This window comes from Mucilaginibacter sp. (assembly GCF_025362475.1).
Classification (GTDB): domain Bacteria; phylum Bacteroidota; class Bacteroidia; order Sphingobacteriales; family Sphingobacteriaceae; genus Mucilaginibacter.
In genome coordinates this window covers 76,414-99,702 of sequence record NZ_JANYGH010000063.1, presented here as the reverse complement: position 1 = coordinate 99,702, position 23,289 = coordinate 76,414, and the positions used below count along the sequence as shown (strand labels likewise).

Annotated in this window: 17 protein-coding genes and 1 pseudogene; 6 read left to right on the top strand and 12 right to left on the bottom strand. The window is 39.6% G+C overall.

Features of this window, described 5'->3' with window-relative positions; genetic code table 11:
- Positions 1-23 precede the first annotated feature (23 nt).
- The gene (locus tag Q0R88_RS21825) at positions 24-1,127 is read left to right on the top strand and encodes a deoxyribonuclease II family protein (RefSeq protein WP_295720420.1); all 1,104 of its coding nucleotides are present in this window, start codon (positions 24-26) and stop codon (positions 1,125-1,127) included.
- Positions 1,128-1,255: 128 nt separating this feature from the next.
- Here Q0R88_RS21825 and Q0R88_RS21820 read toward each other — a convergent pair whose 3' ends face one another.
- On the bottom strand, positions 1,256-2,173 hold the full coding sequence (locus tag Q0R88_RS21820; protein WP_295720417.1) for a bestrophin family ion channel: 918 nt from the start codon (positions 2,171-2,173) through the stop codon (positions 1,256-1,258).
- A 247-nt stretch (positions 2,174-2,420) separates the two neighbouring features.
- On the opposite strand from Q0R88_RS21820, the gene Q0R88_RS21815 reads away from it, so the two are divergent.
- On the top strand, positions 2,421-2,945 hold the full coding sequence (locus Q0R88_RS21815) for a DinB family protein (protein ID WP_295720413.1): 525 nt from the start codon (positions 2,421-2,423) through the stop codon (positions 2,943-2,945).
- A 135-nt stretch (positions 2,946-3,080) separates the two neighbouring features.
- Here Q0R88_RS21815 and Q0R88_RS21810 read toward each other — a convergent pair whose 3' ends face one another.
- From Q0R88_RS21810 to Q0R88_RS21765, 10 genes are all read right to left on the bottom strand, one after another.
- Entirely contained in the window at positions 3,081-4,127 is a 1,047-nt protein-coding gene (locus Q0R88_RS21810; RefSeq protein WP_295720409.1) for a PmoA family protein, read from the bottom strand.
- A gap of 8 nt (positions 4,128-4,135) precedes the next feature.
- Positions 4,136-5,491 (bottom strand): Gfo/Idh/MocA family oxidoreductase, encoded by a 1,356-nt coding sequence (locus Q0R88_RS21805; RefSeq protein WP_295720408.1) that lies wholly within the window; start codon positions 5,489-5,491, stop codon positions 4,136-4,138.
- Positions 5,492-5,790: 299 nt separating this feature from the next.
- Positions 5,791-6,387 (bottom strand): short chain dehydrogenase, encoded by a 597-nt coding sequence (locus Q0R88_RS21800; protein WP_295720406.1) that lies wholly within the window; start codon positions 6,385-6,387, stop codon positions 5,791-5,793.
- Between the two features lie 265 nt (positions 6,388-6,652).
- Positions 6,653-7,432 (bottom strand): helical backbone metal receptor, encoded by a 780-nt coding sequence (locus Q0R88_RS21795; RefSeq protein WP_295720403.1) that lies wholly within the window; start codon positions 7,430-7,432, stop codon positions 6,653-6,655.
- Position 7,433: 1 nt separating this feature from the next.
- Entirely contained in the window at positions 7,434-8,837 is a 1,404-nt protein-coding gene (locus tag Q0R88_RS21790) for an undecaprenyl-phosphate glucose phosphotransferase (protein ID WP_295720401.1), read from the bottom strand.
- Positions 8,838-9,062: 225 nt separating this feature from the next.
- On the bottom strand, positions 9,063-10,361 hold the full coding sequence (locus Q0R88_RS21785; RefSeq protein WP_295720398.1) for a nucleotide sugar dehydrogenase: 1,299 nt from the start codon (positions 10,359-10,361) through the stop codon (positions 9,063-9,065).
- 248 nt (positions 10,362-10,609) lie between these two features.
- Positions 10,610-11,545, bottom strand: a complete 936-nt coding sequence (locus tag Q0R88_RS21780; protein ID WP_295720395.1) for a KpsF/GutQ family sugar-phosphate isomerase — start codon at positions 11,543-11,545, stop codon at positions 10,610-10,612.
- 3 nt (positions 11,546-11,548) lie between these two features.
- The gene (gene kdsA / locus Q0R88_RS21775) at positions 11,549-12,325 is read right to left on the bottom strand and encodes a 3-deoxy-8-phosphooctulonate synthase (protein WP_295720393.1); all 777 of its coding nucleotides are present in this window, start codon (positions 12,323-12,325) and stop codon (positions 11,549-11,551) included.
- A gap of 108 nt (positions 12,326-12,433) precedes the next feature.
- Complete coding sequence (locus tag Q0R88_RS21770) at positions 12,434-13,144, bottom strand: LytTR family DNA-binding domain-containing protein (RefSeq protein ID WP_295720390.1); 711 nt, start codon at positions 13,142-13,144, stop codon at positions 12,434-12,436.
- The gene (locus Q0R88_RS21765) at positions 13,141-14,100 is read right to left on the bottom strand and encodes a histidine kinase (RefSeq protein WP_295720387.1); all 960 of its coding nucleotides are present in this window, start codon (positions 14,098-14,100) and stop codon (positions 13,141-13,143) included. Before Q0R88_RS21765 ends, Q0R88_RS21770 begins: the two co-directional genes overlap by 4 nt.
- Before the next feature lie 840 nt (positions 14,101-14,940).
- On the opposite strand from Q0R88_RS21765, the pseudogene Q0R88_RS21760 reads away from it, so the two are divergent.
- From Q0R88_RS21760 to Q0R88_RS21750, 3 genes and pseudogenes are all read left to right on the top strand, one after another.
- A pseudogene (locus Q0R88_RS21760) lies at positions 14,941-18,201 on the top strand (TonB-dependent receptor).
- A gap of 11 nt (positions 18,202-18,212) precedes the next feature.
- Entirely contained in the window at positions 18,213-19,988 is a 1,776-nt protein-coding gene (locus tag Q0R88_RS21755) for a RagB/SusD family nutrient uptake outer membrane protein (protein WP_295720385.1), read from the top strand.
- A gap of 108 nt (positions 19,989-20,096) precedes the next feature.
- Positions 20,097-21,626, top strand: a complete 1,530-nt coding sequence (locus tag Q0R88_RS21750) for a VCBS repeat-containing protein (protein ID WP_295720382.1) — start codon at positions 20,097-20,099, stop codon at positions 21,624-21,626.
- 48 nt (positions 21,627-21,674) lie between these two features.
- Here Q0R88_RS21750 and Q0R88_RS21745 read toward each other — a convergent pair whose 3' ends face one another.
- Positions 21,675-21,926: a hypothetical protein gene (locus tag Q0R88_RS21745; RefSeq protein WP_295720380.1), complete on the bottom strand. Its 252-nt coding sequence runs from the start codon at positions 21,924-21,926 to the stop codon at positions 21,675-21,677.
- A gap of 572 nt (positions 21,927-22,498) precedes the next feature.
- Between Q0R88_RS21745 and Q0R88_RS21740 the strand changes: the two genes are divergently transcribed.
- The gene (locus tag Q0R88_RS21740) at positions 22,499-22,951 is read left to right on the top strand and encodes a cold shock domain-containing protein (RefSeq protein ID WP_295720378.1); all 453 of its coding nucleotides are present in this window, start codon (positions 22,499-22,501) and stop codon (positions 22,949-22,951) included.
- Positions 22,952-23,289 lie beyond the last annotated feature (338 nt).

Below are 23,289 nucleotides of genomic sequence, written 5' to 3'. Positions count from 1 at the left end.
TAACAACTTAATCCCAGATAGTTATGAAAATTTCAGCACTTGACGAAACCGGCAATCCGGTAGATTGGTGGTTTATTTACAAAGTTCCACAGCTTGGCCCTGGTGCAGGTAGCGATAGCGCCACAGGTTACGAATACGTTTATTATGACTCAAAGATTGATGCAAATCCTGATCTGAAACAAAGGAACGTTACTAAATCGCCGAATGTTCTTAACAGCGGCAACGGCGCACTTAATCTTACACTCAAATCGGTGCTTGACAGCTTTGCAGCGCCAACAGGAAAGACGGGGTGGATCATGTACAACGACGAGATGCCTGAAAGTGTGGGCAAGACAGATGATGGCAATAAAGGGCACACTAAAGGCGCGATCGCTTTTGATACGGAAACAAATACCGGGTTTTGGATACTGCATTCATGGCCAAAATTTAATGACCCTGGTGCAAAGGCAGACCCGACTCCTCAATATGGGCAAACCTATTTGTGTATATCATTGGATATTGACACCTGCAGGAAAATAGCCACGCAAATGGCAGACCACCAGGAGCCGCAGGTTTATTATAATCATACCGCAGACCTCCCCACTACCGATCCTCTTTATATATTAACACAACCATTAAACCCCAAACCTCCCAAAAAGAGTGATGTGCTTGAACTGACATCCATCGGCGGTATGCCTTTCAAGGTGATTGCCAAGAATAAACAATGGGATGATGATTTTTGGAATGACTTAGTAGGGCCTGCGCTGGGAGATGACATGGATGTTGAAACATGGATCAGGGGACCTATCCCACCCCAGGCCGATAGCGACGGTATCCACAAAACCTTTGACATCAAATACATCAATTTAGCTGCTCTGGGCGTACATTGGGCCTGGCCCGAAACCCATGACCATGCCAAATGGGGGATCACATTGCACAGCCCATGGGTTTGCGTTGGCGATATCAACCGCATGGTGTCGCAAAAGAAACGCGGTGGAGGCACCATTGCATTTCAAAATAGAACGCTGTGGCAGGCATTATCAAAAACAAATCTTGTTTTGGCGCCTCCGGGAAAATCAAGAACTGAAGTACACCAGGTGATCCATCAAACGCATCCACCCAAAAAAGCTCAACCGATCGGCCTCTAACACTGAATTACAATAGCTTAACAGTTAATATCAACGGGAGTTATCCGAAAGATCATTCCCGTTGATATCTTTTCTCTTCCAATCAGTATTCCGCATCAAAACACCATATTTAATGTTTAACATTGGCATCAGTCGATAATAGAGCCTTGATTAACTGGTTTTTCAGGCAACGGCTTTCCAATCATCTCCAGCAAGGTAGTTTCAATCATCAAGCTCATCGCGTTTAAAGCCAGATCGTTAGGTTCCACCCCAAAAGGTTCTTCAATTTCATCGGCAATGGCTTCCAGCGCAACAAAGGTGTAAGCTATAAAAATTACGATAAGTGGTGTAAACCAGCCCAAACTATCTACAAATCCAAAAGGAAGCAAAAAACAGTAAATATAAACTGTACGATGTAACAGGATCCTGTAAGTATAAGGTATGGGCGTAGATGCTATCCTTTCGCAGCCGCCGACAATATCAGATAGTCTGCCCAAATTTTCATCAAACGCCACTTGCTGAATGGAATCTATTTTACCTTGTTCTTTGGCTTTTTTTACCCAAATAGCCATTTGCTTCATTAACATAACCGGCTTATAAATAGCGCTTTTTACATCGGGGTAAATATCCGGGGGCAGCCTTTTTTGCAGATCGTCGCTGGCATCTGTATGCCTCAACTGGTGTTTAAGCGCATAGGTAAAAGCCACCAGGTAATTAACAAAGGTTTCTATCTCGGTAGAATTGGGCAGATAGCCACTTAAAGCTATGGCCTGCCTTGCTAAAGAACGGGTATCGTTAAGTAAGGCCCCCCAAAGTTTACGGGCTTCCCAAAAACGATCGTAGCTGGCGTTATTTCTGAATCCCAGAAAAAGTGCTAAAGCAATGCCAAACAGTGTAAACGGAGCAGGATTAAGTGGTATTTTATAATGAAAGAGAATTCCTTTAGCAAAAACAACAATTACAGATAACGCAAACAGCAATAACAGTCGTGATAAAAGTTTCGGCAGTACCGATCCTTTCCACATGAACAGCATCCGGAACCAGTGTTCGTTTTTTCTGATAATCATATTATATTTTTTTCAATAAAACTAATAGCCGCTTTCGAGCTACATTAATTTGTTTGTTGAACCATTCTAATATAATTACATTTTCAATTACCTTCAAAATATCTTCGAGGTAACAAACCCACCCGGGAACCGAACAACCAGTTTTATTCTGTTCCTTTCAAATATCTTTTATCACTGCTGACATAGGGCTGTCATCAGGCCCCCTTTTCTTTGTTATGAAATCATTTTTTTAATTAAAACAAACAAAATGGAAAACAATCTAAGCACACAGCAAACAAGCAATGCGATGGAGTGGTTCACCTCCTCTGATGCCATATTAAATCATTGGCAAGGCCATCGCCGGCTAACGAGGCAGGTAATTGAAGCTTTTCCAAAAGATAAGCTATTTGAATATTCGATTGGAGGAATGCGTCCCTTTGCTATGATGGTAAAGGAAATTATGAGTATTGCAGATTCAGGTATTCAGGATCTTTTCCAGGATAGCCCTACGCCCGTTGCAAAACTTGGCCATCATTCAGGAGGCTCTTTCGCCAACACAAAAGAAGAAATTTTAAATTTATGGGATGATATCACCTATAAAATTGAGACACTTTGGCCCCTGATACCACAACAGCGTTTTCAAGAAGTAATGGTGGCTTTCGGAGCATATGAAGGCATAACATCTGATATAATTCTTTATTGGATTGATAACGAAATCCATCACCGCGGACAAGGCTATGTTTACCTCCGATCTCTGGGAATTGAACCGCCAGCGTTTTGGAACAGGGATTAGCGTTACGCTATGTATTTCGCTATTAACTTAGCAGTTGTTTTAAATAATTAGTGAGCCGTCAATTGCTTCGCATCTGTTGAAAGTTGCAGAACCCCAGACTTACGAAGTTTTAGAAACTTCGTAAGTCTTTCGCCGCTATTTTTTAGCGAAATCTTTGGCAATTTCGTTTAGCTGAATTGCGCCGATAGTTTGTTCGCCATTATTAATAATTATACGATACCGGAAAGTTACAGATTCTCCTTTTTTCAGGCTCAGGTTTTTAGCCGATTTGCCATTGGTAAAGATTTTTTCACCAAGCGGATTGGCTGCAAACAGGCCATATCCCCGGGCATGCCAGAATGTAGGATAGTTGGGATTTCCAGGATGATCTATTATAGCAATACTTACCGAATCGGCACCCATTTTGCCAAAAACCTTGCACCATACACCACGGGTGCTCCAGGCATCGTTACCTGTTTTACCGGCACTGGTTAAGTAATTACCATTGGCTAATTTATCTGTACCCCCTTTAACTATGGTTACATTACCTTTATCATCTGTAAATTTTTGATCTTCTGTAGTGGGCATCTGCAATTCGTGCGCTAAACGCAAACCCAGCATGCCGTCTTTGGCATCGTTAAAAACGGCATCTACATCGGCCTTTAAGGTAGTAACCCGGTCAATTATACGCTGGCTACCTTTCCCGCTAAATTCAAAACTTGTTGTTTCTTCTAAAAGAACCTCTTTTTGCTGGTTGGTCCAGTTTGCATGATAGGCCAATACCCCAATAGTTCCGCCGGCCGCTTTCAATATATGGTCAGTACGTATCCAACCGTATAAATTCTTTTTGTCTTTAGGAATTGCGTATGAATTGTTCCAGAAGTCGAGCCCGTTTAAGTTTTCAAAATTAAACCATAAACCAATATGGTGCGGATGATCAGTCGGGTCACCGGGTTTAGGTTCAAGTGGAAAGCCACGGGTAACAACGGTACCATTAGCTGCATACAAAGGGTATAATACCGGTTTTTCAAGACTATCAGGATACAGAAAACTGGTAAACAGCTTGCCGCCAACAAAAACATCAACCTTATGTTCTTTTACCGAGCTCACTATCTTTACCGGCTCGCTTTTTTGAGCCGATACAGCCGAAGTCAGGGCTGTTAATCCTACAACCAACCCCAACTTTTTGAACCTGTTTATCATAATGTCTATTAAAATTTAAATATCCGACCATTCACCATTACCTCCTGGGTTTTCTCATCAAATGTGGCTTTATAGCCGGTATGAACGGCAGCATTGGTCATAATATTAGCTATAGAATGGCTGTATCCTGCTTCAACCGGCGCATTTGGCTGTTTACGACTGCGTACACATTCCATCCAGTTACGCACATGGTTTGAAGTCAGTACATCGCCGCCTGTATTGGCCGAAGCAATTACCTTTTCGGTATTTGCCAGACTAACCTCTGGGAGCAGGTTTGCCTGCATATTCATGGCGGCAGCCATCTTTTGTGTTAAGCCGCCGTTTGGCGAAACTTTGTTAGTTATCAGGTTTAATTCACCTCCGTTTGAATAATAAATCTCTGCCGGATGCTCATCTCCGTTGTGCATGCGCGAACCAAAAGTAACCTGGAAACCAGTTGAAGCGTCATCCAGCGGTCCATAATCAAAGGCGGCCAAAATAGTATCCCAGTTTCTCCGGCCGTCTTTCCACATATAAATACCCCCATTGGCAACTACGCTTCGCGGATGTTTAAGCCCAGAAAACCAGTGTACAGTATCAATCTGATGGCTCATCCATTGACCCGCCAATCCAGATGAATATGGCCAAAACAAACGAAATTCCAGGTATTTGCGTGGGTCGAACGGTTCATACGGACGGTTCATAATAAAACGTTTCCAATCGGTATCGCCTTCTTTTAATGCGCCTAACAGCTCAGGTCTGCGCCAGCGGCCGGGCTGGTTAACATTCCAGGTTAATTCAACCATGGTGATGGGGCCAAATTTACCCGAACGGATAAAATCATTAGCCGCATGATAATTAGCTCCGCTCCTGCGCTGTGAACCTATCTGCACTATCTTACCCGATTCCTTTATAGCTTTAAGGGCATCGCGGTTATCTTCCATAGTTTCTGCAAAAGGCTTCTCCACATAAGCATCACATCCCGCTTTTACTGCTTCAATAGCATGGCGGGCATGCTGAAAATCAGCAGTGCTGATAAATACCGCATCTACCGTTTTACTATCATATAATTCTTCATTATTGCGGTAAGCCTTTACATCATTCTGCATCTTTTCTTTCCAGGCTGCAGCGCCTTCTTCTCTACGCCTTTTCCAGATATCTGATACACCTACTACCTCAAAATTGAGTTCTTTGTAGTGGTTCATAAAACTGGGAATATGCGAACTTTTATGCCTGTCAGAAAACCCTACAACACCAACCCGTACCCGATCATTAGCGCCGATAATGCGTTTATAGCTTTTGGCGCTCCATGCGGTTTTGGTGAGTAATGTTCCGGCCCCTACTATTGCGACTTGCCTGATAAAAGTTCGACGTGATTTTTCCATAATAGTTGTATTACTTAGGTTGTTGATTTTAATTGCTCTTGAAATTGCAGCTGATGTCAATCATCAGGCCGAACTATAATATTTTTTGTAGAGTACAGGTAAATTGGTGTAAACACAGTTTGTGTAACTGGCAAAGTCAAATATCGATGAAATCTCACTAAAAATATTATCCTTTTTGTAAGAAACATATTACAATGAGGTAATGATAACTATTTGTAATGGTTTCTTGAAGAAGCAAACTGCTAAAAATATCAATAAGCATTGCAACTAATATATAATAGTCTTAACTACTCCTTTTGTCAAAATACCTTAAAAGTTTGCCCCGTTTGAGCACCCAAAACACTTTTGATATAAGCCTGTGTTACCCTTTCCATAGTCACGGGTGCATGGCCGGGAAAGTATGGAAAATACCCCGGAGAATCCTCCACCACGCCAGGACTTATGGAATTGATACGGACACCATTTTCAAGCTCGATTGCTGCCGATCTTACAAAAGCATCAAGCGCTCCATTTACGGCGCTTAAATTTGCTCCTAAAACAATGGGATCTTCACTTAAAATACCAGATGTTAATGTAAAAGAACCCTTAGGATTAATATAATGCTGACCTGTTAAAACCAGGTTAACCTGTCCCATGAGCTTACTATCTATCCCTTTCATGAAATCAGCATATTTCATCGAAGCTAAAGGCCCAAAATGGCCATTTCCGGTTGTACTTACCAGTGCATCAAATGGGCCAACATGCTCATAAAAACGCTCAATAGCTTCCGGTGAGCTGATATCTAATTGCAGGTCGCCGCTATTTAAGCCTACTTTTATAACCTGGTGTTCTTTTTCAAGAGCCGCTGTTACGTGCTTTCCTATGGTGCCGGTAGCACCCACGATAATGATTTTCATGATAGCTTATTTATATTGTTTTTTTTAAATAGGTTCATAATTTATGATCGTACTAATTTAAACCGTTTTATAATTCCGCGCATGAAATTGAGAGGGAAAAACACTTGTCCGAATAAAAAATGACAATAAATATGGTATAAAAATCAGCCGGTTAAAAGCGGGCTTTATGCCCTTAGATTAATAGCTGCTTAGAGCCGCCGGCAAATCAAACCTGGAGAAAGAGGGTATTAAAAAAGCAATTAATATTTGCAGCCGAAACTAAAGATTAAACTATCTGCATTGAAGATTTCAGATACTCCGGCACTTGCAACAACCTGCTGCCATACCATGAAAACAATTCACCATCTACCAGAATAATTTTCGCCTTTGGCAGCAACTGTTTAAATTCTTCTATATGTTTTTGTGCAAAAGGGTAAGGTTCTGATGATAGAAACACCACATCGGGGTTTACTTTTACCAGTTCATCGGTCGAAACTTCGGGGTACCTGGCTGTTTCAAAAGCGTTGATTAAACCACACTTTTGCAACAGGCTATCAATATAAGTTTGTTTGGCGGCCACCATATAAGGTTTTCGCCAGATAAGGTAAGCTACCCGAAGATTTAAACGAGGTAAAAGCAATGTATTAAAACCCAGGCTGATCTCACTACATAAAATTTCCGCCTCTCGCCGGCGATCGACTATTAAGCCTACACCCCGGATCATCTTAAGCGCACCATCAAGATCATAGATATCGCTTATCCAAACCGGGCAGATATCCATGAGCTCTTCTATTTGGCTACGTTCGTTTTCTTCTTTGTTGGCTATTATCAGATCGGGCTGTAATGATTTAATCAGTGGAATATTGAGCTGCTTGGTACCCCCTACTTTGGTTATAGTTTTAACTTTTTGCTTGGGATGAATGCAGAATTTAGTAATGCCAACAAGTTCAGCATCCAACCCTAAATATAATAAAAGTTCGGTTTGGGACGGAACAACAGAAATTATCCTTTTAGGTACGACAGGTAAATATACTTCACGATTTAATTGATCGTGGAACACAGCCATATTAAAACGCGTTCTTTTCGCCCCTTAAAGCGTTCCAGAAAGTTAAAAATACAATCTTCAGATCCAACAGGAACGACCAGTTCTCGAGGTACCAAACATCAGCCTCCACACGTTCAAGCATAGCCTGGGTGGTTTGTGTTTCGCCCCTTAAACCTTTAATTTGTGCCCATCCGGTAATACCAGGCTTAAGAAAGTGCCTTACCATGAAAGTATCTATCAACTGCGAATATTGTTGAGTGTGGCTGATCATGTGAGGCCGTGGACCTACCACAGACATGTTACCAAGTATTACATTGAAAAACTGAGGTAGTTCATCTAAACTGGTTTTACGGATAAAAGCGCCTGTTTTAGTTATACGGGCATCGCCACGGGTAGCTTGCTTCTTATCCGAATCTTTATTTACCCGCATACTGCGGAATTTATAGCATTTAAATGGTTTATTATCCCTGCCAGAGCGTTCCTGTACAAAAAATATAGGTCCCCTCGATTCCAGCTTGATCAGGATAGCCAGTATTGGGAACAGCCAGCTAAAAACAAACAGAATAATGAACAACGAAAATGTAACGTCAAACAGGCGCTTTATAAACCTGTTGAGCATATTTTCGAGCGGCTCGGGTCTTACAGATATTACCGGGATATGCCCAAAACTTTGTATAAAGGTTGGTTTTTTTGCATAGTCATAGTACTCTGGTATGAATTTAAACCTGATGAGGTTTTTATCAGCATCAAGCATAAGCCGCTCAATAGTTTGTGCTTCTGAGCTTGGCAGTGTACAAAATATCTCGTCGACTTTATTGTTTAACACGTAGCTTATGCAATCATCTGTTCCTCCTAAATATAAATGATTGTCGCTAACTGTTTTGGGGTCATCATCAAAAAAGCCAATCAGGCTGTAACCACGTTCAGGGTTTTGTTTGAAAAAGCTATAAAGATCAGTTCCTATACGGCCACCACCAATAATAATTACGGCCCGGGTATCAATTAGCGATGCCCTATCACTTTTACGAATGGTAAGAAATATCAATTTCCATAAACCTAAAAGAAAACCGAACAGTGCCAACGAGTAAAACAAATACTCCCGAGTAATAAAATAAGCCTTTGTACCTATGAGTATTATAATAGTAAAGCAGATAAAACTCACAAACAACAGGTAGGTTTTTATTACACCTCGGTAAGTTTTTATAGAATCTTTGTTTAATACGTGTTCATACAACCCGGTGATATTGGCAGACAATAACCAGATCAAGTTAAAAACTAAAACAATAGGCAAATATTTTCTGTTGTTAATCCAAAAAACGTATGACCTGTCCTCAATAAAGTAAGAAATTACCATGCTCATATTAAGTATAATATAATCAATGGTAAGGTTCACTGCTTTAATAAAAGTAGCGTATCTGTGAATCATGTATTAGAGCTTCTTGAAGTATACAACACCTGCTAAAATTAGCATATTTATTTATAAATAACAATGTGATAATTGAATGCACAAACGATTACAAAAGTGTTAGGGCATGATTGACAAAATTAAAAATTTAGAAATTTCAACAAAATCAAATATAAAATTATTAGCGCACTAAGTAACCCTTTATGATCGTAAAACGCGAATATTAATCTTGTAAATCCGGCGATACTATAACCGTCCGTCAACGATATCTTTATCAAGCATGCCTTTTATATCATATATAACAGATAAAGGCGTTTTCTTTAGCTGACTATAATTTAACTCAAAAAATTCCCTGTGCGAAACCGCAACTATTATGGCATCATACCCCCCCTTTAAACCATCAACATGCTTAATTGTTTGTACGCCATACTCGTGTTTAACCTCTGAAGGATCGGCCCAGGGATCATAAATTTCATAACAAATTTCATATTCACTTAAAACCTTTACAATATCAATCACTCTTGTATTCCGTACATCCGGGCAATTTTCTTTAAATGTAAAACCAAGTACCAATACATTTGAGTTTTTAACCTGAATATCTTTCTTAATCATTAGTTTAATGACCTCCAGGGCTACATAAGTACCCATGCCGTCATTAAGCCGCCGACCAGCCAATATGATCTCGGGATGGTAGCCAACTTCCTGCGCTTTTTGAGCGAGATAGTAAGGATCAACGCCCGTGCAATGGCCACCCACAAGTCCGGGTTTAAAATTTAGAAAGTTCCATTTGGTACCTGCCGCTTCCAAAACCGCGTGTGTATCAATGCCCATAATATTAAATATTTTGGATAGCTCATTGACAAAAGCAATATTGATATCGCGCTGCGAGTTTTCTATTACTTTACAGGCCTCGGCAACCTTTATACTTGGGGCTTTATGTGTACCAGCATGAACAATAGTTTGATAAAGCTTGTCAATAAAATCCGCAGCCTCGGGCGTTGAGCCAGAGGTTACCTTCAAAATATTAGTTAACGTATGAATTTTATCTCCCGGATTGATTCGCTCCGGCGAGTATCCGGCAAAGAAATCGACATTATACTTTAATTTTGACACCCGCTCAAGCACCGGTACGCACACATCTTCGGTAACGCCAGGATAAACTGTTGATTCATAAATAACTACATCACCTGGCTGTAGTACGTTGGCAACAGATTCACTTGCTTTTATCAATAAACTCAAATCGGGACGGTTGTGCAGATCTGTTGGTGTGGGTACCGAGATGATATATACATTGCAATCGGTAATATCCTGAACAGTTGACGTACAAATAAGACCATTGCCAATGCCTGTTGATAAAACCGATCTTAAAACTTCTGTATCCGTTTCAAGCGTGCGATCAAATGCATTATTTAATTCATCAACCCGGCCTTTCTTTATATCAAAACCTTTAACCGGAAATTTTTTGGCAAACTCAACAGCTAATGGTAAACCAACATAACCGAGGCCTATTATTGCAATGCGGATACTCAGGGGCTCTTCAAACATTTATAAGGTAGTATAGATGGGTAAAGTTAATTAATTTTGCTATAAACGCTGAACCCGGCTCTTTATAGCATGACTCCGTTGGTTATTTACACCTTCTCGGATATTATATGAGATTTGAATTATTTCTATCGTTATTTAGCAGCTCCCAATTCAGTTTTGCTAAAATTCCGAACGATCATCCCTACGGGTTTATGAACCGACGTATTTACTATCATCACTAAACCGGGTAAAGTTATCTTCTGTTGGGATTAAGCGTTATATATCTGGTAAACGCCAGATATTGATCTGTTTTGCGCCGAACCTACAAGCAATGTAGTAACTTTCTTTTCCAGCATAAGCTGTTCTGCATGACTTGCAAACTCATCTTCATCTATAATAATAGGATTTTGGGTCATAATTTCAAACACAGTTAAGGTTGCTATATCAGGATGCTTTAACAGGGCCCTTCTCAGATCCCCATCGGTGACTATACCTTTAATATAAGTGGCATCCCCTACCATAACCATACCCAACCGCCCTTCTGACATTTTTAATAACAGATTCATAAATGAAGCCTGCTCCTCAATAAATGGCAGTTTATCGGTACGCATCAGGTCTTTAACTTTTATAAGCAGTTTGCGCCCCAGGCTCCCACCGGGATGAAAACGGGCAAAATCATGCTGTTTAAAATCACGGGATTCCATTAAAGCAATTGCAAGCGCATCGCCCATTACCAACGCGGCCGTGGTTGATGAGGTTGGTGCAAGTTCAAGGGGACAGGCCTCACGTGAAATTTTAACATTTAAATGGTGATCGCTATTTTTAGCTACCGTTGAATTTGGATTACCGGTTACCCCTATAACCAGGTTTTTATTCCATTTTAAAAATGGAATGATCCTTAACACCTCATCAGTTTCGCCCGAATAAGAGATCAGCATCACGATATCATTGGTACTAACCATACCCAAATCCCCATGAAAAGCCTCGCCAGGATGAAGGAAAAAACTAGGCGTTCCTGTACTTGCTAAAGTAGCTGCAATTTTTTTGCCTATAAGCCCAGATTTACCGATGCCTATAACAATAAGCTTCCCGGTATTGCTTAATATGGCATTTACCGTTTTGGTAAACTCGTCATCAATTAAACCGGCCACATGTTGCAGCGATTCGATCTCTATATCAAAAACTCTTTTAGCAATATCCTTCATTGCTTAACCAACTAATGAAGCAATCAAACCATCTAAATCATGCAGTTTAAGCATATTAGGGCCATCACTTAATGCATTATCAGGATCGGGATGCGTTTCAATAAAATAACCATCAGCGCCAAAAGCTTTTGCAGCCAGGGCCATCATAGGCACAAAAGTACGGTCGCCGCCGGTTTTGCCCCCTGCCCCGCCCGGGCGTTGTACCGAATGGGTACAATCCATGCAAACCGGGTGACCAAATGCTTTCATATCATAAATATTCCTGAAATCAACCGCCAGGTTATTGTAACCATACATATTACCACGCTCGGTAAGTACTACCTGGTTATTACCTGCTTCCAGAACCTTTTGGGCGGGATAAAACATATCGGCGCCAGAAAGGAACTGCGCCTTTTTTACATTCACAATTTTACCGGTTTCGGCTGCTGCTACCAACAGATCTGTCTGACGGCATAAAAAAGCAGGGATCTGCAAAACATCAACCACCTCTGCAGCAATGGCTGCCTGAAAAGGCTCGTGAATATCAGTTAAAACAGGCAAGCCAAATTTATCCTTCACATTTTGAAGCATTTCCATACCTTTTTCAATACCCGGACCGCGATATGAATGTATAGATGTACGATTGGCTTTATCAAATGATGACTTGAATACTACAGGCACATTGTATTTCTGCCCTACTTCGGCAACTTTTTCTGCTACCTGGTATAACAATTCCTGGTTCTCCATTACACAGGGTCCCAGTATAAAAAACGGCTTCTGCCGCATTTGCTCAAACAACATATTATGAAAGTTATAGGGCAAAGATAATTATAAGCACGAATTTCACGAATGGAAAACAAGGAGGTCGAAATTACAGGGTGTTTTTTTCGCCAGCCAGCACGTTAAAATTTATTTGCTGTTAGCTTCAATTAATGCTGTTACCGATTGCCGGTAAGCTTCCCCAATTGGTAACTCCTTCCCGTTAATGATGATGGAAGTTTTACTTACCGCCTCAATTTTACGGGTGTTGATGATAAATGACTTATGCACCCGCATAAAATAAGACGGCCAGTTTTTTTCTACGTTTTTAAAGCTTAGCCTTACAATAGCTGTTTTTTTATCACCCGGAAAATATATTTTCACATAATCCCTCAAGCCTTCCAGATATAGTATTTCATCAAATACAATTTTAAGAACTGAATAGCCGGCGTTTAGATAAGTATGATCTGCTGATTGGTTAATTAAAGACTGCTTCAATTCTTTAAATTCATAAAGCTCTTTAGCTTTGTTGCAAGCCATCATAAAACGCTCCATCGGAACAGGTTTCATCAGGTAATCAACCACATTTAAGGCAAAACCCTCCAAAGCATATTGTTTATAGGCAGATACGATTATAATCAGCGGTTTATTTATCAGGCTATTTATAAACTGAATCCCTGTAACTCCGGGCATCTGGATATCAATAAACATCAAATCCACGTTGCTATCTTGTAAAGCCTTACTTGCCGAAAAACCATCATCACATGCCGCCTGTAAGTTTAAAAACGGTATTTTACTTATATTATCAGTAAGTAAACTTAAAGCCAGAGGTTCATCGTCAACTGCAATACAATTTATCATGCGTCCAATTTTAATATTAAATTAACTTCAAAAAGGTTGTTTTTATTATTGATAGTTAACTCATGTTTGTTTTCATACAACAGATTGATTCTCCTGCTCACGTTTGCTATCCCTATGCCCGAAGAAGAATCTTTTTCCTCCTTATAAAAAGGATTGTATTTATTACTAACATTAAAATTCAAAAAATGGTCACCTGCAAATAGTTCAATCGTGATATGAGCATCATCAATTGAACTTACACCGTGTTTAAATGCATTTTCTATAAATGGGATTAAAAGCATAGGCTCAATAAGCTGATACTCATTATTTATATTAAATGTAGTTTCTACTTTAACTTTCCGGCCAAATCGTTGCTTTTGCAAATCAATATAATCTTTCAGGTATTCTTCTTCTACTTTAATATTTACTTTCTCCTCATCCGTGTGGTACAGCATGTATTTCATTAAACCAGAAAGCTTCATCACTGTTGGTTCAAGTTCTGAACTATTCAACCTAACCAGCGCAACTATGTTATTCAGTATATTGAATATAAAATGTGGACTTATCTGTGATCGCAGAAATGAAAGTTCGGTCTTTAATTTTTCCCTGTCAGTTTCGTTCAATTTATTCTTGTATTCAAGTAAATTGTTATTCAGGCTATATGCCAAACTTGCTGCCATTGTAAGTAAAAAGGCCGGCAATCTTAACCAAATGGTGCGCATTAAGTTATAAGGCACATCTATTTCTAAGGCCACATATATCTGGTGATGAAAAAACAGGTACAGCGCGTAAATTGAAATAAAAGTCAAGGAATAATAAAAGTATTTTTTTTTCAATAGCAAATTTGGGATCAGTACAGCACTATTTAAGTAAAAAGTGCCTATCCAAAAAAAATACCCCATGTAATCTATCTTAAAAAAATCGTTGATCTCTTCCTGGGTGTACGCCCTGGATGGCATTGCCCTATAGGAGTGCATAATATAAGGTAATGCCATCAAAACCAACCAAACGCATACATGCGTTAAAATTTTGAAATTTCTATGATGCAAATTCAACCCCACTATCCTGTTATTTTCATACATGGCTAAAATACATTTATAAAAGATTTAATTAAAAGTATACCTATAATGCTATATTATTTTTACACAAAACCTACTGCGCAAACTTTCCTACCTCAAAGCATTTTTTCACTTACAACACTGCTTTACAGTTAACAGGAATTTCAATACCACATTACCACCATGTCATCTTTTTATAAGTTGACGCGGTGATTTCAAGCGATAAATTGGCTTACAATTGGTTTATTATGTCTTTTTGAAAACACGCACTAATATATTACATCCCGTTAAAGTCTCCCTAAATCTTTATACAAAACTCAAAATTTTCTTTGTCGTATATCTCCGGCTGTTTGTCTCACGCACCCTATGCTTTGTCGATATATTAAAATCGATAAATCTATTATTTGATTATTTGTATTCAATTATAATAAACCAGGTATAAGCAGTTAAGCCTTAAGATTCATAAGGCTTTTATTAAAGAATTAATTGTTGTTAACAGGAGCATTTCATACGCTTTTTAATAATCTGATCAAGGAATTAACAATACAAGTGCGTTGACAAATAACGCCATGTATTAAAAGAGCTTAGATGATTATAAACATGTCATTTGAGATTTAGTTGATCAATATCACTTGAGAAATGATATTGGGTTGCGTTCCGGGATGAGATCCGGAACGCTTTGTTTACCAACTAAATACAACTCCTTACTTGTTTGCATTTAATAATAAACCAAATATATAACCAACAAATCTCAATCCTATGTTTAAAAGTCTACTCCTTAAAGGAAGATGCTTTGGCGTGCTGTTATGCTGCTTAGTTTCTTCAATGGTAGTTACAGCACAAACAAAGTACAAAGGTAAAGTTATCGGCAGCGATGATAAATTACCCGTTATTGGCGCGTCTGTACGTGTTAAAGGTGCTTCTACCGGTGCTGTAACCGATGTTAATGGCGAATTTACGATTAGTTTAAGTCCGGGAAACACCCTGGTAATTTCCTATATCGGCTACCAAACCCAGGAAGTTGCTGTGGGTACCGACGCGAATTTAAGGATCACCTTAATTGCCGGTACCAACTCCCTAAATGAGGTGGTAGTAACCGGCTATGGTAGCCAACGCAAAAAGGACCTGGTAGGTGCTGTTGCTGTGATAGATGTGGCCGCAGCCAACAGGCAGCCTACCTCGTCTGTTGAAAACCAATTGCAAGGCCAGGCTGCGGGTGTTACCGTAATAGCATCTGGTCAGCCGGGTGAAAATCCATCGGTGAAAATCCGTGGTGCCAACACTTTTGGAAACAACCAGCCATTATATGTGGTTGATGGCGTGCCAACAACCAATGTAAGTGATATTAACCCTAATGATGTGGCAAGTATGCAGGTGTTAAAAGATGCCAGTTCTGCATCAATTTATGGTGCACGTGCCGCAAATGGTGTAATTGTTATTACCACCAAAAAAGGTACTGGCAAGGTTAGTGTTTCTTATGATGCTTATTATGGTACCCAGGTACCCAAAGGTGGCAACGTATTTAACCTGCTAGATCCGCAGGAAATGACAAGTTTAAGAAACTTAGCTATTAAAAACACCGCTGCTTTAAAAGGAATCCCGGTTGACCTAACCAGTAATTTATATGGTCCTAAAGGTGATGTATTACCAGACTATATTAGCGCCGGCGGTGCCGGTCCTTACGGCATTCATGACGGCGACCCTGCGGTTGATCCTTCAAAATACAATGTTAACCCATTTTATACATCAGGAGATCCATCAGGCTTTTACCGTATTACCAAATCAAACAAAGCAGGTACAGACTGGTATCATGAGATATTTAAAACGGCGCCCATCCAAAGCCATAACGTGGCTTTAAGCGGCAGTTCTGACGTGGCAACTTATTTGTTTTCTTTGAACTACTACAATCAAAAAGGTACTTTAATTGATACTTATGATAAACGTTACACCGTAAGGGCAAATACCAGCTTTAAAGTATCCAAACATATTCGTGTAGGCGAAAACTTATCCTATTCCATAACAGAAAATCCGCTGATTAATTAAAATGATGAGGGTTCTGGAATTGGTATGGCTTTCCGCGAACAACCTATTATCCCTGTGTATGACATTATGGGTAATTATGCCGGTTCAAATACCGCAAACCTTGGTAATGCCAGGAACCCTGTAGCCATACAACAGCGCACTGCTAATAATTATGGAGCCTATAACAGGTTATTTGGTAATGTTTTTGCCGAAGTGGACTTATTGAAATACTTTACCCTGCGCACGCAGTTTGGTGGTGAATATTATTCTGATTACAACCATAACTTTACGTTCCCTGAATATGAAAACTCAGAAAACAATACGACCAATTCCTACGCCGAGAATTCATACAATGGATATAATTACACCTGGACAAACACTTTAACCTATCACCAAACCATAGGTAAACACGATGTTAAATTATTGGTAGGTACAGAGAACTACAAAAACAGGTATGAAACGTTAGGAGCTACAAACACCGGCTATTTCACATTTGATAAAAATTACACAACCATATCAACCGGTACAGGTGTACCAACCGCATACAGTACTATTGAACGGGATAAGATACAATCATTGATAGCCCGTTTAGATTATACATTTAACGATAAGTACCTTTTAAATGCGACCATTCGTCGCGATGGTTCATCCAGGTTTTTAACAAATCAATACGGTTGGTTCCCTGCAGTAAGTGCCGGCTGGCGCATATCCCAAGAAAGCTTTCTTAAAGGCGTAAACTGGATCAACGATTTAAAGATCAGGGGCGGTTATGGTGTAATGGGTAACCAAATCAACGTAGATCCTTCTAACGCATTTACTACATTCGGTGCAAGCAAAACCAACTCTTACTATGATATAGCTGGCACATCAACCAGTACAACTGCTGGCTTTACGCAGAGCCGAATTGGTAACCCCGATGCTAAGTGGGAGCTTGATAAAAACTTAAATATTGGTTTTGATGGTTCCTTCTTTAATCAAAAATTGGATATCTCTGCAGATTATTACAAAAAGGACATAACCGGTTTATTGTTCAACCCAAATCTTCCGGGTACTGCAGGTTCGGCCACCGCACCTTATAGCAACGTGGGTGCCATGAGTAATACGGGTTTGGATGTCACTATTGGTACTCATCAAACCTTTAGTCATGATTTAAAAATGAATGCTTCATTAACCTTTACTACTTACCACAACGTAATTAAAGCGGTTACCGTAGGCCAGCCTTACTTTGATGAAAACTCTGGTCGTTTTAACGGTAGTTCAATAATCCGGAACCAGGTAGGTGGGCCTGTAGGTGGTTTCTTTGGCTACAAAACAGCTGGCTTCTGGAATTCTCAGGCAGAGATTGATGCTGCCAACGCAAAAGCGGGAGGTGTTTACCAGACTGATGCAGCGGTTGGTCGTTTCAGATATGCCGATATCAACGGTGATGGAAAAGTTGATGCCAGTGATCGTACACTGCTTGGCAACCCGAACCCTAAATTTACGGGTGGTTTAAACCTTGATTTTTCTTATAAAAACTTCGATCTAAACATGTTCTGGTATGGTTCATACGGAAATAAGATATGGAATGACGTAAGGTGGTGGACAGATTTTTATGCAAACTTTGCAGGTGCAAAAAGCAAGACAGCTTTATATGATTCATGGACACCTACACACATGGATGCCAAAGCCCCAATTCAGGAAATTGATGGTTCATTCAGTACCAACACAGTACCAAACTCATTCTATGTTGAAAACGGATCATACCTGCGTTTGAAAAACTTACAGGTAGGCTACGCCTTTGATCCTAAACTATTAAAATCAATAGGTATTGATAGGTTCAGGGTTTATTTATCAGGAGCAAATTTAATTACGATAACTAAGTATTCGGGAGTTGATCCTGAGATTGTAGGTGGTGGCACAACCAGCAACACCAACAGCAGCACAAACTTTGGTGTTGATCGTGGTAACTACTCGCCAAACCGTACTTATTTATTAGGTGTACAAGCTAAATTTTAATTAAAGAAATTATGAAAAATATAAAACGTTTATCAGTGTTTGCATTCATTGTAGCTGGTATAGTTCAAAGTTCATGCAAAAAGTCATCCCTTAATCAACCCGCTTTGGGTGCACTAAGCACTACTCAAATTACTACAGCAGCCGGTGTGGATGGTCTTTTAATTGGCGCCTATTCGGCGCTTGATGGTCAACAGGGTACTAACGCAGCTTTTGGCGGTGGCGGACCCTGGGAAACCTCGCCCGACAATTGGATATATGGCAGTGTAGCCGGTGGCGACGCACATAAAGGCAGTTCAGGTATTGATCAGCCTGCCATAAATTCCATAGCAACATTTACGGTTGATGCCAGTAATGGCTTTTTAAACAGCAAATGGAAAGCTGATTATGAAGGTGTAACCAGGGCTAATAACGTACTTAAAGCCGTAAATGCTGTTGCAGGCTTAACTGATGCCGCCAAAGCAAATATAATTGGACAGGCCAGGTTTTTAAGGGGACATTACTATTTCGACCTAAAAAAGATGTTTGGAAATGTACCTTATATTGATGAAACAACAACCAATTTTGTACAGCCAAACACAACCGATATCTGGCCTAAAATTGTCGCCGATTTTGCGTTTGCCTATGCAAACTTACCTGCAACCCAAACCCAGGTTGGCAGGGTTAACAAATGGGCAGCCGGTGCATATCTTGCCAAAACCTATCTTTATCAAAAAGATTATACCAACGCCGACAAAACATTCACCGAAGTTATTGCCAGCGGAACAAACTCAGCAGGGCTTGTTTATGGTTTAACAGATAACTACGAAGATAATTTTAACGCGGCCACTAAAAACAACAAAGAAACCGTTTTCGCTATTCAGCAGGCGGCAAATGATGGCACCGGAACTATTAGCGAAGCCAACAACGGCGATATGCTAAATTACCCCTACAATAGTCCCTTCGGCTGTTGCGGTTTCTTCCAGCCAACTTTAGATCTGGCAAACTCATTCCGTACTGATGCAGCAGGTTTGCCTTATCTGGATGATTATAACTCTCATCCCATTGTTACCGATATGAATATTGCATCTGATAAACCTTTTACACTTGATGCCGGCAACGTAGACCCCCGTTTAGATTGGACTGTTGGCCGTCGTGGAATTCCTTATCTTGATTGGGGTAATCACCCGGGTACAAACTGGATTCGTGAACAAAGTTCGGCAGGCCCCTACTCCCCTAAAAAGAATGTTTACTACCAGGCATCAAAGGGAACTTATGCTGATAGCCATACATGGGCACCAGGGAATGCCAACCAGGTTAACGTTATACGCTTCGCTGATGTTTTGTTAATGGCTGCTGAAGCAAAAGCACAATTAGGTACCGGCGATTTAGGCCTATCCTATGTAAATATGGTTCGTGCAAGGGCCGCAAAACCAACAGGTTTTGTATATACATACAAAGATGCCGGTAACCCAACCGGGGGATATACCACCACGCCGGCGGCTAATTATGTGATAAGCCCATATCCGGCCGGTTATTTTACAGGCAAAGATTTAGCGTTAAAAGCTATTTACTTTGAGCGTAAGCTTGAGTTAGGCATGGAAGGCCACCGGTTTTTTGATATCGTACGCTGGGGAACTGCTCAACAATCTTTAGCCACTTATTTTGGCTTTGATGGCAAAACCATAACCGATGTTGCCGGTGCGCATTTTACTACAAGCAAAAACGAGATATACCCTATTCCTCAACCACAGATAGATCTTGAATCAACAGGAAAATCTTCTGCCTTGAAACAAAATCCGGGTTATTAGTACTAAACCTTGTCATTATTTATATAAAAGGAGGCGGCTTTTGCTGCCTCTTTTTGTATAATGAAATATCAAATTAAAACTTAGCTTACAAGAAATCGAATATCCATTATGAGGTTAAAAAAGCATCATATTTTAACATTAACCTTGTTAGTATTTACAAGTGCCGTTTGCTTTATCTCCATCAACTGCAATGGTCCCGAAAAAGAAATTGCTAAAACCGATGGCAGAGCACTCTCTTTAAAATATTGCAAAAGCTGCCACCAATATCCTGATCCCGCATTATTGGATAAAGAAACCTGGGCAAAACATGTATTGCCTGCAATGGCTCCGCGTTTAGGAATACAGGTTTATGCAGGAGATCAATACGTTAATAACCCATCGGCAAATTCACCGGTTTCTTATGATGATTGGTTAAAAATTGTTGACTATTATACGTCAACATCTCCAAAAACACTTAAACCCGCCAAAGCGCCTGTTACTCCGGTAAATGATTGGGGCGTTTTTAGTTTAATTAAGCCTGCCAGCAGTGTTTCTGTGGCTACCACCACAATGGTGGCTTTTGATACGCTTGAGCATCGACTATATACCAGTGACCGGATGAGTAACAGTATTTTTCAATGGTCGGATAAGTTAAAGCTTTTGGGTACTGATAAATATAATTCGCCCGCAGTTGACGTGCAGTTCTACAAGGATGATAAAGGTAACAGAAACAACATATTTACCTTTATAGGCTCCATGGATGCGGTTGATATTACCAATGGTTCTGTAAGCGAAATAGATTTTAACAAAGGTGGTGTGGCTACGTCATTAATTGCCGATAAATTACCAAGGCCCGTTCAATCATTAGCTGTTGATATCAATAAAGATGGTTTAACAGATTGGGTGGTTTGCGGTTTTGGCCATAATTTTGGCGGCTTATACTGGTACAAACAATTACCATGCAAAAAATTTGAGAAACACATCATAAGCACAATCCCTGGTGCTGAGCACGCTGTTACCGGTGATTTTAACCATGATGGCTGGCCGGATATCGCTTGTTTATTTGCCCAGGCCGATGAAGGCGTGTGGCTGTTTTTAAATGATCATAAAGGGGGCTTTTCAACAAAAAACGTATTACGGTTTCCGCCCATGTATGGCTCAAGCAGTTTCCAGCTGGTAGATTTTAATAACGATGGTAAACCGGATATTTTATACACCAGTGGAGATAACAGCGATTATTCAAGGGTTTTGAAGCCATATCATGGCGTGTATATTTTTCTGAATCAGGGTAATTTAAAATTCAAACAAGCTTATTTTTATCCTGTAAACGGTGCCACTAAAGCCATTGCAACTGACTTTAATGGCGATGGCAAACTGGATATAGCTTTGATCGCATTTTTTCCTGACCTTAAAAAACACCCGGCCGAAGGCTTTACTTACTTTGTACAGGATAGGTTTATGCATTTTATCCCGCACAATCTGCCGATAGCAAAAGAAGGGCGCTGGATTTGCATGGATGTTAATGATTATAATGCAGATGGTAAGCCCGATATTGTTTTGGGTAATTTCTCTTTAGGTTTTATTAATGAGGACGGTATTAAGCCCGATTGGAATACCCATACTCCATTTATTATCCTAAAAAATCAGTCAAAATTTTAGTTAATCAATTGGGGTCGTAAATACTTTAATTTTCATCAATAAGCGAAATTAGGTACTGGTCATGAATCCAATAGATTTGTTTTCCTGCTTTTTAACAGCAAGACCCTGAATAAAAAGCTGCCCCCCTTCAATCTTAAATTCGAGACTGTGCTCATCAGGCTTAAAACCATCTCCTATAAAAATTTCCTTTATTTTTTCCATCAGTTCTTTCCGATCAAAAACAGGGCTTAGTTTGATCTGGTCGTTAAGAGGTTCGAGCACTATACCTTCAACTTTGTAAGAGAATAATTTTGATTCCATTTGATAAATATAGCGGATTAAATACTATTCTATTGTCATCCTATTCCTATGATTTGCCAGTAGGTTTAAAAAAATAGAGGATTCTTATCCCAATGAAATCGAATAAATATCGGCGCCACACAGCTTGTGAGGCTGTTCAATTCGGTACAATAAGACAAAGAAATATTAAAAAGTCCGGCTTATTTTTAATTAAATAAATTTTGGATGAAAAAAATAGTGGATATAAAAATGCTTTTGTGAAGAGTAAAGCAAATGATTATAACCTTTGTAAAACATTTAAAAATAAGCACTTTAAAAACAGCGTACAAATCGTTCGTTTTCCATACATAAAATTCATATATATTTATAAATCAATAGATTATAAATACAAAACCCACACCAAAATTTCAATACACTCATAAAATTCCCTAACCCCAATGCGTCATTCGTATAATTTGTGGCAGCAGAAAAGTTAGTTGAAACTTGCCTACTCTTATGGCTTAAAATGATCCAAAACTCAATTGAATTAAAAATATTTCAGCTATTTATATTTCTGGTATCGTTTATCTGAGAATTTTTTCGTATATTGAACTATGGGTAGATCTGTAGAAACCTTTAGTAAGAAGGAAAGAGAAAAGAAAAAATTTAAAAAACAGCTTGACAAAAAAGATAAAGCGGAAGATAGAAAGGCCAATTCTGACAAGGGCAAGAGCCTGGAGGACATGATGGCCTATATAGACGAAAATGGAAATATTACTTCCACTCCACCTGATCCGACAAAACGGAAAAAAATCGTCATAGAAGATATCCAGATCGCGGTTCCCAAGCAAGAACATCTTGCCCCTGCCGATCCTGTTAGAAAAGGTGTTGTCGCTTTTTATAACGAATCAAAAGGTTACGGTTTTATTAAGGACTTGCTAAGCCAGGAAAGTATTTTTGTGCACGCCAATGGGTTATCAGAAGCTATCCAGGAAAATGACAAAGTAACCTTTGAAACCGAACAGGGACAAAAAGGATTGAATGCTATAAAAGTCAAAAAACAATAGCTGATTACATTTTCACATCCAGGATTTGTGAGCCTATTGAACCAGTAGAATTTATTGCCTCGAGCCTATAAGATCACATTCTTTTTAAAATGCTGTTATAAAGCAAATTTCTCAGAATCGTAGCATACCTCCAAGGTAAAGCTGGCATGTATAATCAACGGAATTGTAATGGCACCTTCAACACTTATCGTATTGAAGGTGCCGTCATATTCCGTATCGCATCATCTTTGACTAATTTATGTAATTCCATATCCTGAAACCGAAACAGATGCCCCTTTATCACGGCAATTAAACTTTTGCGTCGCCTTGATTTTGCAAAAAGTTCAACTGTTCCGTAT

Bases quoted from the DNA above. Each gene is read 5' to 3' on its own strand.
- Q0R88_RS21800 (WP_295720406.1), bottom strand. From the start codon at position 6,387: ATGAAAATCATTATCGTGGGTGCTACCGGCACCATAGGAAAGCACGTA.
- Q0R88_RS21790 (WP_295720401.1), bottom strand. From the start codon at position 8,837: ATGATTCACAGATACGCTACTTTTATTAAAGCAGTGAACCTTACCATT.
- Q0R88_RS21755 (WP_295720385.1), top strand. From the start codon at position 18,213: ATGAAAAATATAAAACGTTTATCAGTGTTTGCATTCATTGTAGCTGGT.
- Q0R88_RS21795 (WP_295720403.1), bottom strand. From the start codon at position 7,432: ATGGCTGTGTTCCACGATCAATTAAATCGTGAAGTATATTTACCTGTC.
- Q0R88_RS21740 (WP_295720378.1), top strand. From the start codon at position 22,499: ATGGGTAGATCTGTAGAAACCTTTAGTAAGAAGGAAAGAGAAAAGAAA.
- Q0R88_RS21770 (WP_295720390.1), bottom strand. From the start codon at position 13,144: ATGATAAATTGTATTGCAGTTGACGATGAACCTCTGGCTTTAAGTTTA.
- Q0R88_RS21750 (WP_295720382.1), top strand. From the start codon at position 20,097: ATGAGGTTAAAAAAGCATCATATTTTAACATTAACCTTGTTAGTATTT.
- Q0R88_RS21780 (WP_295720395.1), bottom strand. From the start codon at position 11,545: ATGAAGGATATTGCTAAAAGAGTTTTTGATATAGAGATCGAATCGCTG.
- Q0R88_RS21745 (WP_295720380.1), bottom strand. From the start codon at position 21,926: ATGGAATCAAAATTATTCTCTTACAAAGTTGAAGGTATAGTGCTCGAA.
- Q0R88_RS21810 (WP_295720409.1), bottom strand. From the start codon at position 4,127: ATGATAAACAGGTTCAAAAAGTTGGGGTTGGTTGTAGGATTAACAGCC.
- Q0R88_RS21815 (WP_295720413.1), top strand. From the start codon at position 2,421: ATGGAAAACAATCTAAGCACACAGCAAACAAGCAATGCGATGGAGTGG.
- kdsA (WP_295720393.1), bottom strand. From the start codon at position 12,325: ATGTTGTTTGAGCAAATGCGGCAGAAGCCGTTTTTTATACTGGGACCC.
- Q0R88_RS21820 (WP_295720417.1), bottom strand. From the start codon at position 2,173: ATGATTATCAGAAAAAACGAACACTGGTTCCGGATGCTGTTCATGTGG.
- Q0R88_RS21765 (WP_295720387.1), bottom strand. From the start codon at position 14,100: ATGCACTCCTATAGGGCAATGCCATCCAGGGCGTACACCCAGGAAGAG.
- Q0R88_RS21805 (WP_295720408.1), bottom strand. From the start codon at position 5,491: ATGGAAAAATCACGTCGAACTTTTATCAGGCAAGTCGCAATAGTAGGG.
- Q0R88_RS21785 (WP_295720398.1), bottom strand. From the start codon at position 10,361: ATGTTTGAAGAGCCCCTGAGTATCCGCATTGCAATAATAGGCCTCGGT.
- Q0R88_RS21825 (WP_295720420.1), top strand. From the start codon at position 24: ATGAAAATTTCAGCACTTGACGAAACCGGCAATCCGGTAGATTGGTGG.